This is a genomic window from Arthrobacter sp. 05N425 (assembly GCF_056397125.1).
Window position 1 is genome coordinate 372383 of record NZ_JBFTMU010000002.1, and the last position, 18079, is coordinate 390461.

General features: G+C 67.9%; 16 protein-coding genes. 10 read left to right on the forward strand and 6 right to left on the reverse strand.

Annotated features, from left to right (window positions below; genetic code table 11):
• Positions 1 to 5: 5 nt before the first annotated feature.
• The gene (locus tag AC1DGE_RS05035; protein ID WP_441416871.1) at positions 6 to 527 is read right to left on the reverse strand and encodes a hotdog fold thioesterase; all 522 of its coding nucleotides are present in this window, start codon (positions 525 to 527) and stop codon (positions 6 to 8) included.
• A gap of 91 nt (positions 528 to 618) precedes the next feature.
• Here AC1DGE_RS05035 and pta point away from each other — a divergent pair, with 91 nt between their 5' ends.
• The 3 genes from pta (at position 619) to AC1DGE_RS05050 (ending at position 4635) form a co-directional block, all read left to right on the forward strand.
• Positions 619 to 2760 (forward strand): phosphate acetyltransferase, encoded by a 2142-nt coding sequence (gene pta, locus AC1DGE_RS05040; RefSeq protein ID WP_476917018.1) that lies wholly within the window; start codon positions 619 to 621, stop codon positions 2758 to 2760.
• A gap of 8 nt (positions 2761 to 2768) precedes the next feature.
• Entirely contained in the window at positions 2769 to 3938 is a 1170-nt protein-coding gene (locus tag AC1DGE_RS05045; protein ID WP_476917019.1) for an acetate kinase, read from the forward strand.
• A gap of 124 nt (positions 3939 to 4062) precedes the next feature.
• Complete coding sequence (locus AC1DGE_RS05050) at positions 4063 to 4635, forward strand: GNAT family N-acetyltransferase (RefSeq protein WP_441416874.1); 573 nt, start codon at positions 4063 to 4065, stop codon at positions 4633 to 4635.
• A gap of 197 nt (positions 4636 to 4832) precedes the next feature.
• Here AC1DGE_RS05050 and AC1DGE_RS05055 read toward each other — a convergent pair whose 3' ends face one another.
• The 4 genes from AC1DGE_RS05055 to AC1DGE_RS05070 all read right to left on the reverse strand — a co-directional run bounded on the left by AC1DGE_RS05055 (position 4833) and on the right by AC1DGE_RS05070 (position 11514).
• Positions 4833 to 7214 carry a hypothetical protein gene (locus AC1DGE_RS05055; RefSeq protein WP_476892028.1) on the reverse strand — a complete coding sequence of 794 codons (2382 nt, stop codon included), beginning with the start codon at positions 7212 to 7214 and terminating at the stop codon, positions 4833 to 4835.
• A gap of 7 nt (positions 7215 to 7221) precedes the next feature.
• Complete coding sequence (locus AC1DGE_RS05060; protein WP_441417832.1) at positions 7222 to 7986, reverse strand: peptidoglycan-binding protein; 765 nt, start codon at positions 7984 to 7986, stop codon at positions 7222 to 7224.
• A gap of 220 nt (positions 7987 to 8206) precedes the next feature.
• Complete coding sequence (locus AC1DGE_RS05065; protein WP_476892029.1) at positions 8207 to 10423, reverse strand: S9 family peptidase; 2217 nt, start codon at positions 10421 to 10423, stop codon at positions 8207 to 8209.
• A 29-nt stretch (positions 10424 to 10452) separates the two neighbouring features.
• The gene (locus tag AC1DGE_RS05070; protein ID WP_476892030.1) at positions 10453 to 11514 is read right to left on the reverse strand and encodes an LCP family protein; all 1062 of its coding nucleotides are present in this window, start codon (positions 11512 to 11514) and stop codon (positions 10453 to 10455) included.
• Positions 11515 to 11683: 169 nt separating this feature from the next.
• Between AC1DGE_RS05070 and paaA the strand changes: the two genes are divergently transcribed.
• From paaA to galU, 7 genes are all read left to right on the forward strand, one after another.
• Entirely contained in the window at positions 11684 to 12727 is a 1044-nt protein-coding gene (gene paaA, locus AC1DGE_RS05075) for a 1,2-phenylacetyl-CoA epoxidase subunit PaaA (RefSeq protein ID WP_476892031.1), read from the forward strand.
• Positions 12724 to 13029 carry a 1,2-phenylacetyl-CoA epoxidase subunit PaaB gene (gene paaB, locus AC1DGE_RS05080; protein ID WP_028265291.1) on the forward strand — a complete coding sequence of 102 codons (306 nt, stop codon included), beginning with the start codon at positions 12724 to 12726 and terminating at the stop codon, positions 13027 to 13029. The genes paaA and paaB overlap by 4 nt, the downstream gene beginning before the upstream one ends.
• Positions 13026 to 13955, forward strand: a complete 930-nt coding sequence (paaC, locus tag AC1DGE_RS05085; RefSeq protein WP_441416879.1) for a 1,2-phenylacetyl-CoA epoxidase subunit PaaC — start codon at positions 13026 to 13028, stop codon at positions 13953 to 13955. The genes paaB and paaC overlap by 4 nt, the downstream gene beginning before the upstream one ends.
• A 41-nt stretch (positions 13956 to 13996) precedes the next feature.
• Positions 13997 to 14551, forward strand: coding sequence for a 1,2-phenylacetyl-CoA epoxidase subunit PaaD (gene paaD / locus AC1DGE_RS05090; protein ID WP_476892289.1), 555 nt, complete (start codon positions 13997 to 13999; stop codon positions 14549 to 14551).
• Positions 14552 to 14566: 15 nt separating this feature from the next.
• Positions 14567 to 15793 (forward strand): 1,2-phenylacetyl-CoA epoxidase subunit PaaE, encoded by a 1227-nt coding sequence (gene paaE, locus AC1DGE_RS05095; protein WP_476892032.1) that lies wholly within the window; start codon positions 14567 to 14569, stop codon positions 15791 to 15793.
• Positions 15794 to 15817: 24 nt separating this feature from the next.
• Positions 15818 to 16600, forward strand: coding sequence for an enoyl-CoA hydratase/isomerase family protein (locus tag AC1DGE_RS05100; protein ID WP_476917020.1), 783 nt, complete (start codon positions 15818 to 15820; stop codon positions 16598 to 16600).
• 93 nt (positions 16601 to 16693) lie between these two features.
• On the forward strand, positions 16694 to 17584 hold the full coding sequence (gene galU, locus AC1DGE_RS05105) for a UTP--glucose-1-phosphate uridylyltransferase GalU (RefSeq protein ID WP_441416882.1): 891 nt from the start codon (positions 16694 to 16696) through the stop codon (positions 17582 to 17584).
• Between the two features lie 24 nt (positions 17585 to 17608).
• Here the strand turns inward: galU and AC1DGE_RS05110 are convergent, their stop codons facing one another.
• Positions 17609 to 18070 carry an Lrp/AsnC family transcriptional regulator gene (locus tag AC1DGE_RS05110; RefSeq protein WP_441416883.1) on the reverse strand — a complete coding sequence of 154 codons (462 nt, stop codon included), beginning with the start codon at positions 18068 to 18070 and terminating at the stop codon, positions 17609 to 17611.
• Between the last annotated feature and the right edge of the window lie 9 nt (positions 18071 to 18079).

The window sequence follows — 18079 nt, forward strand, 5'->3', positions numbered from 1 at the left end:
TGTTTCTATTTCTTGGAGATGGTGCGGCTGCGGCCGCGGAACTCGGCGATGAGTTCGCCCGGGGCGATGTCGGAGGGGAGCCCGCCCGGGAGTGTGGTGGCCGGTGTGGAGCCGGCGGGGGAGCCTGCCGGGCCGGGGATGGCAGCGGGGTCGGCGGCGTAGATCTGGATGTCGTACAGCCCGCTGCGGCCGGTGCTGGCGCGGTGGTTGGCGACGGCGGTCAGGATCTGCCCGCGGAAGGCCGGCTTGATGAAGTTGATGTCGACGCCGGACGCCACGGTGATGGTGCCTTCCTCGGCCACGCCCGGCTTCACCGGGTTGCAGGCGAGGGCAAAGGCGGTGTCGCCGAAGGCGAAGATCATGCCGCCGTGGGCCATGCCGAAACCGTTGAGCATCTCCTGGCGGAGCGGCATCCGGATGGTGGCGTGGCCGTCGTCGAGCGCCAGGACTTCAATGCCCATCCATTCGGAGGCGTAGTCGTCTTTCAGGATGGGGTGGGTATCACCGGAAATCGTCAGTTCAGCCATGCGTCATTGCCTCCAGCTTTATTTACCGAATGTTCATTAGGTAATCCCATCCGGGTGCCTGCTGTCAAGGGGTGTAAGTATGCTGGGACACATGGCCAAAGGAATATATGTCAGCGCGACGACGCTGGGATCCGGGAAGTCGCTCATTGCCCTGGGCCTGGCAGACACCCTGCACCGGCACGCGGACCGCATCGGCTTCTTCAAGCCCGTGGTCCACGGCCGCGCCGACGCGGACCCGATGGTTGCGCTGATGAAGTCCCGCTTCGACCTCGACGACGACCGCTGCCGCAGCGGTCTGACCTTCGCCGAGGTCCGGGGCCTGCTCGCGGAGGGAAACCGCGAGGAGATCGACTCGCGCTGCGTCGAGATCTTCGCGGAGATGTCCCGGCACTGCGACGTGGTGATCATCGAGGGCACGGACCTGACCGGCCAGGACGCCGCCGTCGAATTCGACCTCAACGCCCGGCTCGCCAACAACCTCGCGGCGCCGATGGTCGCCGTCGTCGGGGCGAAGGGCCGCACGGTGGCCGAAACCGCGGACGCCGTCGAGGTGGCCCGCAAGGAACTCCTGGCCGAGCGGTGCACCCTGCTGGCCATCATGGTCAACCGTGCCAATCCCGAGGACTTGGAGGCAATCGCCGCGGCGGTGCGCCCGGGCGCCTCCGGCCGGCCGGTGTACGTCTTCCCCGAACTGGAGGACATCGCGCGGCCCACCACCGGCGAGGTGGCCGCCGCGCTGGGCATCGGCCAGGTGGCCGGCTTGCCGGACCTGGAACGCGATGTGCACTCGGTCAAGGTCGCGGCCATGAACGTGGCCAACTTCCTGCACGTGCTCGACGACGGCGCGCTGGTGATCGTTCCGGGCGACCGGGCGGACGTGCTGGTGGCCTGCCTGGCCTCCTCCTTCTCGCCGGAATTCCCGGTGCCGTCGGCGCTGATCCTGACCGGCGGACTGGCCCCGGACCCCACTATCTACTCGCTCCTGGCGCAGGCCCCGTTCCCGATCTTCGCCGCCCCGGACGACACCTACGTGACCGCCAAACGCGTCTCCGAGGTGCGCAGCGAAATCTGGTCCGGCCACCGCCGCAAGGTGGCGTCAGCGCTGGGCCTGTGGGCCAAACGCGTGGACGAGGCGGAACTGCTGGAGCGGCTGCATCTGCCGCGGCCGGAGCGGATGACGCCGCTGCGCTTCCTGCATGACCTGATCGAACGGGCCCGTTCGCAGCGCCGCCACATCGTCCTGCCGGAGGGCACGGACGTCCGGATCCTCCGGGCCGCGGAGATCCTGCACCGCCGGGACGTCTGCGAGCTCACCGTGCTGGGCCGGGAGGCGGACGTGCGCGAACTTGCCGCCACCCAGGGGATCGACCTCGCCGGAATCAACATCGTGGACCCGGCCACCTCCGAGCTGCGCCAGGGTTTCGCGCAGAAATACGCGGAGCTGCGCGCGCACAAGGGCGTGGACCTGGCGAAGGCACTCGAGGTGATGCAGGACGAAAGCTATTTCGGCACCATGATGGTCCAGCTCGGCGTGGTGGACGGCATGGTCTCCGGCGCCGCGCACACGACGGCACACACGATCCGTCCGGCGCTGGAGTTCGTGAAGACCCGCGAGGGCGTCAAGATCGTCTCCTCCGTGTTCCTGATGCTGATGCCGGACCGGGTGCTGGTCTACGGTGACTGCGCGGTCAACCCCGAGCCCAATGTGGAGCAGCTCGCGGACATCGCCCTGGCCTCGGCCGAAACCGCGGCCCAGTTCGGCGTCGAACCGCGCGTTGCCATGCTCTCCTACTCCACCGGCGGTTCCGGGGCAGGCGAAGCGGTCGACGCCGTCCGCCAGGCCACCGAACTCGTGCGCCAGCGGCGCCCGGACCTCGCGGTGGAGGGCCCCATCCAGTACGACGCCGCCGTCGACGCCGCCATCGCCGAGTCCAAGATGCCCGGCTCGTCCGTGGCCGGCCAAGCGACGGTCTTCATCTTCCCGGACCTGAACACCGGCAACAACACCTACAAGGCGGTCCAGCAGTCCTCCGGTGCGGTCGCCGTCGGGCCCGTGCTGCAGGGGCTCCGCAAACCGGTCAACGACCTGTCCCGCGGCTGCACGGTGGATGACATCCTGAACACCGTCGCCATCACCGCGATCCAGGCCCAGTCGGCCCAACCGGCCCAGCCGGCCACGGGACAGGCCGCCACCGGACACGCAACCGTACAGCCCGTCGAAGCCAAGGCTTAGGAGGCCCCATGCTCGTTCTCGTCATCAACTCCGGCTCATCCTCGCTCAAGTACCAGGTCCGCGACGTCGAAGCGGGCAGCGTCCTTGCCGAGGGGCTGGTCGAGAAGATCGGGATGGGCAACGGCGGTGACGTCGACGGCGAGATTGAGGGCCCCCGCGACCACGCGGAGGCCCTGGAACAAGTGGACGGGGCGATCCACGAGGCGCTGGGTGACCGGCCGCTCGACGCCGTAGGCCACCGTGTGGTGCACGGCGGTGAGCGTTTCGCCGAGCCCGTGCTGGTCAATAACGAGATCACCCGCGCCATCGAACGGCTGAACCCGCTGGCGCCGCTGCACAACCCGGCCAACGTCCTCGGCATCCGCGCGATCGCGAAGAAGTGGCCGGAGCTGCCGCAGGTGGCCGTCTTCGATACCGCCTTCCACCGCACCCTGCCCGAACACGCCTGGCGCTACGCCGTGCCGGACGAGCTTTACACCAACCACGGCATCCGGCGCTACGGCTTCCACGGCACCTCGCACGAGTATGTGGCGCACCGGGCCGCGGCGCTGCTGGACCTGCCGGTGGACGAATTCGACGCCGTCATCGCGCACCTCGGCAACGGCGCCTCGGTCACTGCCATACGCGGCGGCAAGTCCATCGACACCTCGATGGGCTTCACCCCGCTGGAGGGCCTCGTGATGGGCACCCGCTCCGGCGACCTGGACCCGTCGATCCTGGTGTTCCTGGGCCGGGCCGGCTGGTCCGCCGAGGACCTCGATTCCATGCTGAACCGCCAGTCCGGGCTCAAGGGCCTCGCGGGGAACAACGACATGCGCTCCGTCGTCGAGGCGGCCGAAGCCGGCGACGCCAAGTCCGCCATGGCCCTCGCGGTGGCCTCCTACCGGCTGGCCAAGTACATCGGCGGCTACCACGTGGCTGTCGGCGGCGCGAAGGCCCTGGTCTTCACCGCCGGGATCGGCGAAAACTCGCACCAGTTCCGGAGCCTGGTCGCGGAACGGCTGGGGGCTCTCGGCGTGGAGCTCGACGCCGGGCTGAACCGAGAGCGGTCCAAGGAACCCCGGGTGATTTCCACGCCCGAGTCGGCCCTGCCGGTGCTGGTGGTGCCCACCGACGAGGAACGCGCGATCGCGGAGGCGACCGCCGCCGTCGTCGCCCGCTCATCGGTTGCTCAGTAACCGCCCTTCTGGCGGCTCAAAACGGCACTGCTGGGCCCACGCCGGCAGGGTTCCCTGACCGAGCTTGCGAGGGGAGGGGGCCGGCGGGGAGCAACCGGCGGGGAACGGGTCCTAGGCTGGGGGCATGACCGAACCGAACCTTTCCTTCCGGCTGCCCCTCCGCACTCGGCGGTTGGTGCTGCGCCGCTTCGAGGCCGGGGACCTGGACGCCTTCCACGCCTACCACTCGCTGCCGGAAACCGCCCGCTTCCTCCCGCGGGAGGCCAAGAGCTACACGCAGTCGATGGAGTACGTGGGTAAGTACGCCAACTTCGTCTTCGAAAAGGAGGGCGACTGGGTGGCGCTGGCAATCGAGGCTGCCGACTCGCCGGGACTGCTGGGCGAGGTGGTGCTCAAGTGGCTCCCCGGCTGCGGCCAGGCCGAGGTCGGCTGGAGCCTGGCGCCGGAAGCCCGCGGAAAAGGCTACGCGGCCGAAGCTGCGCAGGCGATGCTGAAGCTGGGTTTTGAGGACCTTGGCTTCCACCGGATCGATGCCAAGCTGGATGCCTTGAACACCGCCTCCGCGGCCCTGTGTGAGCGCCTCGGCATGCGGCTGGAATCCACCCAGGTGGACAAGTGGCACTACAAGGGCCAGTGGGCCACCGAGGTGGTCTACGCGATGCTCGCCGAGGAGTGGCAGGCCCGCCAGCCTGGGTAGGTGCGCGGGCCCGTACAACCCGGCGATTGCTCCGGCCGACAGCTCCCGACGCTCCCGCCCAGTTGTTCCCGTACCCGCAGCCTCCGGACTCCGGCGGCCCCCGAGGTCCCGCGGCTCGTCTGATCCCGGCCAGGTTCATGCAGCCATGAACTGGGCTGGAGCGTCAACGACGGCGGCCGACAACTCCCGACGGCGGCCTACGGGGCCGGCGGAGCTGAGGTCGTGGTGGCGGGCGAGGCGGTCTCTTCGCCGGGACCCGGCGCGGGGGCCGGCTCGGTGGCGCCGTCCACAGGCTGGCTGGGCTCCGGGTCGAGCGTGGCGTCCGGTGCGGGCGGGACGGTTGCACCCGGGCCGGGCTGGTCCGTCGTGGTAGGCGACGGCGAGGGTGTGGACCCGGGGGTGGCGCCCGGCGAAGCCGTTGCCGGCGCCGTCGGCGTGCCGGCCCCGCCCGGGGTGGCGCTGGGGTCCGTCCGGACGATCTCCATGATCTGTTCCTTGAACCCGTTCAGCTTGCCCTGGATCTCCGAGAGCGGAACGTTCTGCAGGTTCCGCCCGTACTCCGCGATCTGCTGCCACAGCGCGGTGAGCCTGGACATGCCGTCCGGGCTCAGCGGCCCGTCCAGCGTGAGGACCAACTGGCTGGCCAGGGCGTAGGTGAGGCACCTGAGGCAGTTGTAGTTGGCGGCGGCGGAGAGGTTCTCCGGCACGACCACATCCGCCTGGCCCACGATCAGCACCACCTGGAAACCGACTGCCACGGCGGCGCAGTCCTTGCAGCTGGCGAAGGCATACGCCTCGTTGGTGTTGCGGACGTCTTCGCCGTCGTCGGCCCACACCAATGCGAAGGCGACGTCGTACACGACCGAACCGTCTGTGGTGTTGACGGCCAGCGACTGGTTGCCGCCCTCTTCCGGTGCGGCCGGTTTGTCGAAGGGGAACACCCAGGACGGGGCCGCCGTCGTGGTGCCGGATCCGCCGGCTGGGGCAGACCCTTCCCGGGGTACCAACACCATGCTCAGCTGTGGGTCCTCGCGGGTGGGCTTCTTCGCGCCGGCCGGCCAGAGCGCCACGGTACGGCCGGCCTGGCCCTCCTTTATCGCCTTGGTCGAGGCGGCGGGAAACACAGCCGTGGTGATGTCGCTGAGGGTGCCGCGTTCGTAGGGCTGGACCGGGCGGTAGGTCTCGGCGCCGGGCCACCAGGCCCAGGCGAGGCCCGCTGTGACAGCTGCGATGGCGGCCATGGCGACGCCGCGCTGCAGTGCCTTGCCGCGGGTCCGCTGCCAGAGGCCGGTCACGAACTGCCGGCCCAGGCGCAGCAGGATATAGAAGATGCCCAGGACCGGCAGCGCAATGCAGATGATCGCAAGCCCCCGCACGGCAGCATCGGCAAAATCGCCCGAGGCGGCGCTGTGCGAGAGCATGGCCTGCTGCTTCCAACCGTTGTCCCAGGCGGTGCCGAGGATCCGCGGCAGGGTAAGCACCATGGTGACCAGGCTGAAAAGCAGCAAGGGCACGGTGACGAGCACCCAAACGGTGACCACGGCCCGGGCCCAGGGCTTGAGGAGCCGGGCCTCGGGATCGGTTTTGCGCCAGGGAATTAACGCCAGCAGGGTCGGCTTGATCCGCTGGAAGAGGTCCGGGACTCCGGTGGCGTCAGCGAGGATGTGGTACCCGTCGAACCGGACCATCGGCATCAGCTGCCGGACCATTTGCAGGATCTGGGTGACCACCACCAGCAGCAGGGCGTCGAAACCGGTGGCCCACCAGACACCCATGATGGCCACAGCCACGATGGCGTTGAAGTACAGGCCGCCCAGGTCGGTGCGGATCCGGCCGGCGCGGCCCAGCCGGTACGAATCCGTGACGTCGGTGTAGAACGCCGGCCACATCAGGTACAGACCGGTGCCCATGGCGCCCGGCGTGGCCCCTCCGCGGCGGGCCGCGGCGGCATGCCCGAATTCGTGGAAGCCGGCCGACAGTACCGTGACCAGCAGGATCAGCAGCACCAGACCCGGATTGGCAAAGGCCTCATGGGTGGCCGAGGCGAGCCCCTTGACCATCAGCACCCACCAGCAGGTCGCCAGGAAGGCGGCGGTCACGGCCACGACGATCAGCGGGTTGAAGAGTGTGGCGAAGGGGGCGGTAAGTTTCCGCGTGCGTTCCGGGTCCGTCACGGAGTACCGGAAGCGCATGCCCAGGAGCGGGTTGGACTTCTTGACTTCGGGTTGCGAGCCGTCGGCCAGCCGCAGGAGGCCCAGGGGGAGCAGTTGGGAGTCGATCAGTGTCTGGACGTTCCCCGCATTGACTGGCTTGCCGTAGGCGCTGCCGGCGTGCTGCGCGATCTCCTCCAGGCTGCGGCGGCCGTCGATGGCCTCGAGCACCAAGTAGAGCAGGCGAGTCAGCTGGATCGTCTGGCCGTCGGCACGCCGGACCAACGACGGGGCCTGCTTGTAGCCGGAGCCCTTCGTCTCGCCGATCAGCTGGACGCCGTCGGCCAGGGCCGGAGGCGGCAGGGTGCCCGGGGCGGCAGAGACCGGCGGGCCGTCCTGCGCGGACGGCCCGCCATGCAAGGTAGTCATCTAGCTGCTACTGCTGGATGTTCGACTGCTGGTCAGCCGAGGCCGTTGCCTCGCCCTCGATGTTCTGGGTGATGATCGCATCCTGCTGCGACACGGCGAACGCGTTGCTGTCGATCGAGCCGATGTTGGCGGCGACGGCGGCATCGATCGGTGCCGCAACGTTGGCGTTGGCCGCCACCGCACCGTTGATCGGCGCGGTGATGCCAGCGTTGGCGTCGAGGTTGACGTCGACGTTCAGCAGGTTGCCGTTGAGTGCTCCGGTTGCTCCGCCCACGGCGCCGTCCACGGCGCCGCCCAGGTCGGGTGCCGTGCCGTCCGGAAGGACGCCCGTGGCGTCGCCAACAGCGCCGTCCACAGTTCCGTCCGGAAGCACCCCTCCGGCATCGACCGTCGCGGTGGTGCCGCCGTCGGCCGTGGGAGCGGCCGTACCGGCATCGCCGGCGGCGGTGGGTGCGGTGGAGTCGGCGGCCTGGTCGATGCCGCTGTCCTGGACGGAGGTGGCGTTGGCGTCGGCGGTGATGCCCTGGTCGATGATGACGCCCTGGTCGGAGAGGGCCTGCGCCTCCGAGCCAGCGGAGAGGATGTTCGCCGACGCGGCGGCGTCGATCGGGGCCGCGACGTTGGCGTTGGCAGCGACGGCGAGGTCGATCGGCGCGGCGGCCTCGATGCCCAGGTTGAGGTCGGCGTTCAGATCCAGGACCGAGGCAACTTCCTTGTCCGGCAGGGCGGTGGCGCCCTCGGCCATCAGTTCCTCGTCGGACAGCCCGCTCATAGCTTGTTCAGTGCTCACGAATGACTCCAGTTCCGGCACGGTTTCCTGCTGCCCCCAGTGAGCAGTGTCTCCAACTACGTGCCTAGTGCAGGTCAATAGTAAGCATGATGATCAAATTTGGGTACACGGGAGGCTGGATATTCCGTCGGTTGCTCCGTAACGGCCCTTTTGAAGGCTCAAAACGGCGGTTACGGAGCGACCGACGGGGGAGAGGCGACGCCTACTTCAGCCCGGCGCCGGGCAGCAGTTCCGTGGCGCCGAGGGAGTCCGCGACGAAGGCGTAGTCCCAGGCGCGCTCTTTCCACTGCACGTAGCGGCCGGAGGCGCCGCCGTGGCCGCCCTCCATCTCGATCTTCATCACGATCGGCTCGCTGCCGGTGTTCACCTCGCGCAGCCGCTGCACCCACTTGGCCGGTTCCACGTAGAGCACCCGCGTGTCATTGAACGAAGTGACGGCCGCGATCTTGGGGTACGCCGCCGCCCGGACGTTCTCGTACGGCGTGTAGGACTTCATGTACGCGTACACGTCCGGGTCCGTGATCGGGTTGCCCCATTCCTCCCACTCCAGGGCGGAGAGTGGCAGTTCCGGGTCAAGGATGGTGGTCAGGGCATCCACGAACGGGACGGCTGCGACAATCGCCGCGTACTTTTCCGGCGCTAGGTTGGCCACGGCGCCCATCAGCAGGCCGCCGGCGGAGCCGCCCATCGCCGCAATCCGGGCCGGGTCCACCCAGCCGGATCCGGCGAGCCAGTCGGTGGCCGCAATGAAGTCGGTGAAGGTGTTCTTCTTGTGCAGCTTCTTGCCGTCGTCGTACCAGTGCCGGCCCAGCTCGCCGCCGCCGCGGACGTGCGCGATCACGAACACGATGCCGCGGTCCAGCAGCGAGAGCCGGGGAATGCCGAAGCCCGGGTCCATGCTCAGTTCGTAGGAGCCGTAGCCGTAGACCAGCCCGGCCGCGGTCGAATCCTGCCGCACCGAGGCGTGCCGGAGGACCGAGAGCGGGATGCGGGTCCCGTCGGACGCCACCGCCCATTCCCGGGTTGCGACGTAGTCGGCGGACGAGTAGCCGCCCAGCACCGGGCTCTCCTTGCGCAGCAGCAGCTCGCCGGCGGGCGCTTCCGCCGTCGGGAGCACAAAGTCGTAGAACCGCGAGGGCGTGAAGTAGGAGGTGTAGCCCATCCGGATGACGGGGGCCTCATAGTCGGAGCCGGCCACCCCGGCGGTGTACAGCTCCTCGTCAAAGGCCGGCTCCACGGGTGCGCCCTGGTCCGGGGTGCCGAGGCCCGCCAACGGAAGGACCTGCACCCGTTCGATCGTGTCCTTGCGGATGGACAGCACCAGATGGGTGGAGGTGACGCCGGCGCCGTTGACGCGCACCTGGTCGGAATGCGCGACAACCGTAAGCCAGTGCTGCTCGGCGGCGGGCTTGGCGAGTTCGGCCGGGTCCACGAGCGAGACCATCGAGTTGATGGCGTCCTTGTTGTGGGTCAGCAGGATGGTTTCGGACTTGTCGCCGTCCGGGCCGGTCAGCAGGAACGGTTCGGCCTCGTACAGGATGCGCTCGTCGCGGGAAATAACGGTTGTCAGCCCGGCATCGGGGTCATCGAAGCGCAGCAGGCGGGTTTCGCTGAACTCGGAGCAGCCGATGCCCAGGACCAGGTGCCGGCGGTCCGCGGAGAGCTCGAAGCCGAGCCACATGGCGACGTCGTCCTCCTGGTAGATCACCTCGTCCTCGCTGACGGGCGTGCCCAGGACGTGGGACTTCACCTGGTACGGGCGCCAGGACGCGTCCACCACGGTGTAGAAGATCCGGCTGCCGTCGGGGGAGAAGGAGATGCCGTAGAAGACGTTCTCGATCACGTCCGGGAGCAGTTCGCCGCTGCGGAGGTCCTTGATGCGCAGGGTGAACCGCTCGTCGCCGGCGTTGTCCACGGCGTAGGCATACAGGTTCCCGTCGATAGTGACCGCGGAGCCGCCGACGGCGAAGAACGGCTTGCCTTCGGCCTCAATGTTGCCGTCCAGGAGAACTTCCTCGCCCGGGATTTCGACGCCGACCTCGACGGCGGGGGGAGTCCAGTCCGCCACGCGGTCGCCGCTGTCCTGCGCGCGGACGCGGCACTGGATGCCATATTCCTTGCCCTCGACCGAGCGGGTGTAGTACCACCAACCGTCCTTGCGGTTCGGCACGGAGAGGTCGGTCTCCTGGGTGCGTCCCTTGATTTCCTGGAAGATGGCCTCGCGCAGCGGTTCCTGGTGGGCGGTCACGGCTTCCTGGTACGCGTTTTCGGCCTTCAGGAGTTCCACGACCTCGGCGGATTCCTTGTCGCGGAGCCACTCGTAGTCGTCCTCGAACACGTCGCCGTGGTGGGTGCGTGGGGCAGGGACCTTCTTGGCGACGGGGGGCTGCGGGGAAGGCTGCACGGGAGTCTGCGTCATGGACCCAATCTACCCAACCCCCGCGCCGGTCAGTTGCCGTTTTGCAGTTTGTGGGCGGCCACGTAGTTGCTGAGCTTGTTGGCGCGGAGGGCCGCAGCGATCTCTGCGGTGGCGGCGGGATCCTCGAGCACAATGGATTGCCCGTCCGCACTGGTTCCGACCCCCGCCGTCGGCAGCGTGAAGAACACGGCGCCGTTGGCCGGGATGGTGTGGAAGCTGAACGCCAGGCGTGCCAGGGCGTCCAAGGTCAGTCCCGGGGTCACCGTGATGCGGGGCAGTGCAGTGGTCGCCAGTTTGCGGGCGGTGGCGCGGTCGGTTGCGCCCTGCTTGACGACCTTGGTCAGAACGGCCTTGAGGAAGGTCTGTTGATTGCGGACGCGCTGGTAGTCGCCGTCGACGAACGCTTTGCGTTCGCGAACGAAGTCCAGGGCCCGGGCGCCGTTGAGCCGGTTCACTCCGGCCGGAAACCTGACCCCCGGGTCGATGGTCGACTCAAAGGGCAGCTTCACATTAACGTCGACGCCGCCGACTGCGTCCGTCAGGGCGGCGAAAGTCTGGAAATCGACCATGACGGTGTGGTTGACGTGCTGGCCCAGCAGGGACTCGACGGTCCGCGTCACCAGGGGGAGGCCGCCCAGCAGCAGGCTTGAGTTGATCTTGGCTTGGCCGTGGCCGGGGATGTCCACCCACAGGTCACGCATCAGGGAGATGCCGTACGCCTGCTTCCGGTTGGCAGGGATGTGCAGGAACACGATGCTGTCCGCCAGTTGGGTCGACGGCTTGCCCGCAGCGGCCGCGGCCCGCTGGTTGACCCGGCTGTCGCTGCCGACCAGCAGGATGTTCAGCGCGGTGGGCGGAGGCTCCGGCGGCGGGGTGGGCTTGGGCTTCTTGGTCGCCGTTGGTGTGGCGCTCGGGGCCGGGGTCTGCGGCGGGGCCGCGTTCTCCGTCCGCGGTGCCATCAGGAAGGCGGCCGCGGCAATGCCGGCGGTCAGCAGCAGCCCTAGGGCGGCGAACAGGATCCGGCGGCGCCGCCGGCCCGTCGGTGGCGGGGGTGGTGCTGCTGGTGGTTCTGCTGCTTCCGGCGTTGCCATGACCGGACAATATCACCGGCGGCCATGGCTGGTCCGTCTCCTCCGGGCCGCCGGGGCCCCGCGTGTCGGCTGCCGCGGCCAGCGCCGCGGTGCTTGACTCCCTTCCTGCCTTCCGCATATCCTGAACGAACGGTCGGTAATTATTTATCGGAAATGCATAGGAGCAACCATGGCATCGCAGACCCTGCAGTCAGTGCCCGCCGAGCCATCCCCGGCACGGCACGAAACGCGGCATGAAATGAGCCCGGAGGACGCGGCCCGCCGTGATGCCGAGGGGCAGGCCTACTTCGACAAGGTCATGGCGGAGGACTCCCGGATCGAACCCCGTGACTGGATGCCGCCGGCCTATCGCAAGACCCTGCTGCGCCAGATCTCGCAGCATGCGCACTCGGAGATCATCGGCATGCAGCCCGAGGCCAACTGGATCTCCCGTGCCCCGAGCCTCAAGCGCAAGGCCATCCTGATGGCCAAGGTCCAGGACGAGGCCGGTCACGGCCTCTATCTCTATTCCGCCGCCGAGACCCTTGGCCAGCCGCGCGACCAGATGATGCAGGACCTGATGGACGGCAAGGCCAAGTACTCCTCCATCTTCAACTACCCGGCCCGGACCTGGGCGGATATGGGTGCCATCGGATGGATGGTTGACGGCGCTGCGATTGCCAACCAGGTGCCGCTCTGCCGGGCCTCCTTCGGCCCCTATGGCCGCGCGATGGTCCGCGTCTGCAAGGAGGAGTCCTTCCACCAGCGGCAGGGCTTCGAGATCCTGCTCGAACTCTCGAACGGCACCCCCGAGCAGAAGCAGATGGCCCAGGACGCCGTGAACCGCTGGTACGCCCCGGCCCTGATGATGTTCGGCCCGCCGGATGACGATTCCCCCAACTCCAAGCAGTCCATGGCCTGGAACATCAAGCGCTTCAGCAACGACGAGCTCCGCAACCGTTTCGTCGGCATGATGATGGAGCAGGTCAAGGTCCTGGGACTCACCCTCCCGGACAAGGACATCCGTTTCAACGAAGAAACCAAGAAATGGGAGCATGGCCCGCTTGACTGGGATGAGTTCCACGAAGTCCTGGCCGGCCGCGGACCGTGCAACGCCCAGCGCCTGGAACGACGCCGCGAAGCCCACGAGAACGGTGCCTGGGTACGCGAAGCCGCCGCCGCCTACGCGGAAAAGCAGGCCAAAAAGCACGCAGAGAAGGAATCCGCAGCATGACAACCCCCGAACCCCACGCAGGCAACGTCTGGCCCATCTGGGAAGTCTTCGTCCGCTCCAGCCGCGGCCTCTCCCACGTCCACGCCGGATCCCTGCATGCCCCGGACGCCGCGATGGCCCTGCGCAACGCGCGGGACCTTTACACCCGCCGCAATGAGGGCGTGTCCATCTGGGTGGTCCCCGCCGACGCCATCGCCTCAAGCGACCCGGATTCAAAGGGCTCCTTCTTCGAGTCGCCGCAGGGCAAGGATTACCGGCACGCGACGTACTACACCAAGAGCGAAGGCGTGAAGCACCTGTGAGCACCCCCGAAGCAACGACTGAAGCAAACGCCCACGACGCGGGCCACGGGGACATCTCCGTCGGCGTCACCGGGGCAGGAGCCGGCGGCGACGGCATGGCCAGCGCCACCCGGATCACCCCCGGAAATGCCCTCCGCCCGGAGGACATTGCCCTGGCCGTCAGCCGCGGCACCGCCAAGCCCAGCGAAGACGCCGCCGAATTCGCCCTCCGCCTGGGCGACGACGCCCTGGTCCTGGCCCAGCGCCTGGGCCACTGGATCTCCCGTGCGCCGGAGCTCGAAGAGGACATCGCCCTGGGCAACATCGCCCTGGACCAGCTGGGCCATGCCCGCTCCTTCCTCAGCTACGCCGGCGGATTTGACGGCCGCAGCGAGGACGATCTTGCGTACTTCCGCCGCGAGCCTGAGTTCCGGTCTGTCGAGATTTTCGAAATCCCGAACGGCGACTTCGCGGTCACGATCGCCCGGCAGTTCGTCGTGAGCTATTACCAGTTCGAGCTGTACCGCCGGCTGGTGGACTCCACCGACGCCACCCTGGCCGGCATTGCGGCGAAGGCCGTCAAGGAAGTGGACTACCACCGCGACCACAGCGCCCAGTGGGTGCTGCGCCTGGCCCTCGGCACGGACGAGTCCCGCCAGCGGATGATCCACGGCTTCAAGGTCATCTGGCCCTACGTCGACGAGCTGTTCCGCGACGATGAGCTTACCCACCGCCTCAGCGAGTCCGGTGCCGCCGTCGAGCCCTCCAGCCTGCGCGCCGACTTCGACCGCCTCACCGGCGCGGTGCTCGCGGAAGCGGAACTGGAAGTCCCGCAGGTCCAGCCCGCACCGGGCGGCGGCCGCCGCGGACTCCACTCGGAACACCTGGGCTACCTCCTCTCCGAAATGCAGGTCCTGGCACGCGAATTCCCCGGAGCGAGCTGGTAACCATGCCGGACATGTACGTCAGCCACCCCACGGCCGATTCCATGGCACCCGGGCAGCAGAAGACCGCAGACCAGAAGACTGCGGATCAGAAAGCCTGGGACGTCGCCGCCACGGTCTGCGACCCGGAAATCCCCGTCCTCACCATCGAGGACCTCGGGATCCTTCGCAACGTCCGGGTGACGAAGGAACCAAACGCAGACGACGGCGGCATGGTCCCGGCCGTGCAAGTCACCATCACGCCCACCTACTCGGGCTGCCCTGCCATGGACGCCATTCGCGACGACCTCGTGACCGCCTTCAACCGGGAGGGCTATCCCAGCGTCAACGTTGAGCTGGTTCTCTCCCCGGCATGGACCACGGACTGGATGAGCGAGTCCGGCAAGGCCAAGCTGGAGCAGTACGGGATCGCCCCGCCTTCCGGCCACTCCAACGCCGTCCGGCACGCCGGGCCGATCCGCCTGTCCCTCGCCGTCAAATGCCCGCAGTGTTCATCGCTGAACACCAAGGAACTCACCCGCTTCGGTTCCACGTCCTGCAAGGCGCTGTACGTCTGCCAGGACTGCAAGGAACCGTTCGACTACTTCAAAGTTTTGTAAGGAACAGGTGCCTCCATGACTGTTGTCCGCCAGACCGCCGCCGAGTCGGCCGCAGCCACCGGCCGCCGTCGTGCGTCCTTCCACGCCCTGACGGTGGACGAAGTCCGCCGGCTCACCGATGACGCCATCGAGGTGACCTTCGGCGTTCCGGCTGAACTCGCCGGCCAGTTCGATTACCTCCCGGGCCAGTACGTCGCCCTGCGAACCACCCTTCCGGACGAGTCCGGCGAGCCGAAGGAAATCCGCCGCAGCTACTCGATCTGCGCGGAGCCGCGCAGCTTCGCGGACGGCGGCAGCGAAATCCGTGTGGCCATCAAGAAGGACCTCGGCGGCCTTTTCTCCACCTGGGCCAACTCCGAGCTCAAGGCCGGCGACGTCCTGGACGTGATGAGCCCGATGGGCGCCTTTGTGTCCAAGCACGGCCGCGACGGCAAGCCCGTGGAACAGAACGTCATGAACTCCATGAACCATCCGGAAGAGCTGGCGGGGGAGCCCGGATCGTTTGTCGCGATCGCCGCCGGATCCGGCATCACTCCCGTGATCGCGATCGCCCGGACGCTGCTCGCTGCCCACCCGGATACCCGCTTCGACTTGATCTACGCCAACAAGGCCGCCATGGACGTGATGTTCCTTGAGGAACTCGCGGACCTCAAGGACAAGTACCCGTCGCGCCTGGCGCTGCACCATGTGCTCTCGCGCGAACAGCGGATCGCGCCGCTGCTCAGCGGCCGGATCGACGCCGAAAAGCTCCAGGCGCTGCTGGGCACCGCGATCCACGCCGACGACGTCGACGAATGGTTCCTCTGCGGACCGTTCGAGCTCGTCCAGCTGTGCCGCGACACCCTTGCGGCCCGGGGCGTGGAGCCGGAACACGTCCGCTTCGAGCTGTTCAGCTCCGGCAAACCGGACCGCCCCGAGGGCAACATCGGCCGGCCGGTGATCGCGGACGAGTCCAAAGAGACGTACAAGATCACCTTCAAGCTCGACGGACTGCAGGGCGAGGTCGCCAGCCCCACACACGCCCGCGAATCGATCCTCAACGCGGCCCTGCGGGTCCGGCCGGACGTCCCCTTCGCGTGCGCCGGCGGCGTCTGCGGCACCTGCCGCGCCAAGGTGGTCAGCGGCTCGGTCACGATGGACGAGAACTACGCGCTGGAGCAGGACGAACTGGACAAGGGCTACGTGCTGACCTGCCAGTCCCATCCCACCACCGCCGAAGTCACCGTCGACTTCGACGTCTAAGCCTTCACCCATCCAAGGAGCCGCATGATTTCCCTGACCATCGCCGACGGCATCGCCGAGGTTGTCCTGGACGCGCCGCAGAAGCTGAACTCGCTGGACGAGCAGGCGCTGCAGGATTTGGCACAGGCGTACGACGACGCCGCCGACGCCGCCGCGCGCGGGGAGGTGCGGGCACTGCTGCTGTGCGGCGAGGGCCGTGCCTTCTGCGCGGGCAGGGACATCGCCGGCGTGACTCCGGAGAGCGACGACGCCCAGGCCTACCTGGGCGGACTCGTCCAGCCGCTGCTAAAGAAGATGAGCTCCTTCCCGGCACCCACCTTCGCCGCAGCGCAGGGCGCCTGCCTGGGGGTGGGGCTCGGGCTGCTGCTGGCCACGGACGTGGTCTACGTCGCGGACACGGCCAAGTTCGGTTCCCCTTTCGCCAAGCTCGGCGCCACGCTGGACTCCGGCGGGCACTGGTACTTCACCGAACGGCTTGGGATGCACCGCACCCTCGATTTGATCTACACCGCGGAGCTCATGAGCGGCGCCGAGGCGGTGGCGCAGGGACTGTTCAGCCGCGCCATGCCAGCGGAGGAGCTGCTGGAGAACACCCGGGCCATCGTCGCCAGGGTGGCCGCCGGCGCCACCGGAGCGTTCAACGCCAGCAAGGAACTGGTGGCACATATCCGCGACCAGCGCCTTGGCCTCTGGGAGGCTATGGAGGAGGAGAACGCCGAGCAGGCCCGCCTCTGCAAGAGCGAGGACTACGCCGAGGGTTTCCTGGCCTTCCAGGAGAAGCGCGCCCCGGTTTTCAAGGGCAGATAGCCGCTCCTGCGCCTTACCAAGCCCTGGCTGCGCTAGTACTCGTCTTTGCTACGAAGCATTCTCATTTCCGGAACGCGCTTGTAATGTTCGGTTATGACTTTGGGGAAATCTGTAACTAAGGCTGTCATTCCTGCCGCTGGACTGGGCACCCGCTTCCTGCCGGCAACGAAGGCGATGCCTAAGGAAATGCTGCCTGTGGTGGACCAGCCGGCCATCCAGTACGTGGTCGAAGAGGCTGTCAGGGCCGGGCTCACGGACCTGCTGATGATTACGGGGCGGCAGAAGCGCGCGTTGGAGGACCACTTTGACCGGGCGCCCGGGCTCGAGCGGACGCTGGAGCTCAAGGGCGACACGGAGCGCCTGGCCGCGGTTCACGAGGCCTCCGCCCTCGGACCCATCCACTACGTCCGGCAGGGAGAGGCCAAGGGCCTGGGGCACGCTGTGCTGTGCGCCAGCCAGCATGTGGGCGACGAGCCGTTTGCCGTCCTCTTGGGCGATGACCTGATAGATGAAGCCGAGGACCTGCTCACCACCATGATGGAGGTGCAGCAGAAGACGGGTGGATCGGTGATTGCCCTGATCGAGGTGGATCCTTCGCAGATCAGCGCTTACGGATGCGCGGACATTACGGCCATCGAGGGCGAGGAGTTCGTCCGGGTGAACAGCCTGGTTGAGAAGCCGGCCGCCGGCGAGGCGCCCTCGAACCTTGCCGTGATCGGCCGCTACGTGCTGCACCCGTCTGTTTTCGGCGTCCTGGAGGATACCCCGCCGGGGCGCGGCGGCGAGATCCAGCTGACGGATGCGCTGCAGTCCCTGGCCGTCGGTGAGGGCGAAGGTTCCGGCGTCTACGGCGTGGTCTTCAAGGGCCGGCGCTATGACACCGGAGACAAGCTCAGCTACCTGAAGGCCGTCATCACCATCGCCTGCGAGCGCGTTGAGTTCGGCGAAGAACTCAAGATCTGGCTCAAGGGTTTCGTGAACTGACCGGAGCCCTGCGGCTCGGGGCGGCTAGCGGGTATCCAGGTCCTCGAACACCAGGAACGTCTGCGTGTCCAGGACCCCGGGCATGGACTGCAGCTGGTCGAAGATCACCCGGCGCAGGTCCACGTTGTCCACGGCGCGGACCAGCAGAATGACGTCGAAGTCACCGCCCACCAGGGCGATGTGGTGCACCTCGGGAATCGCGCGGAGCAGTTCCCGAAGCTCCCGCCAGGAATGCTGGCGCACCTTCAGCGTCACGTAGGCGGATGACTTCAGCCCGGCCTTGATCGGATCCACGAGCGCCGTGAACTTGGTAAGGACCCCCTCGCCGGTCAGCCGGGCAATCCGGGTGTACGCGTGGGCGCGGGAAATGTGGACATTCTCGGCCACCTGGGTCACAGACATCCGGCCGTCACGGGTCAGTTCGGCGATGATGTTCCGGTCCACGTCGTCGAGCGGTACCGCCTGGTCCGCTTCCGCCTCTGCCATTTGTCCACA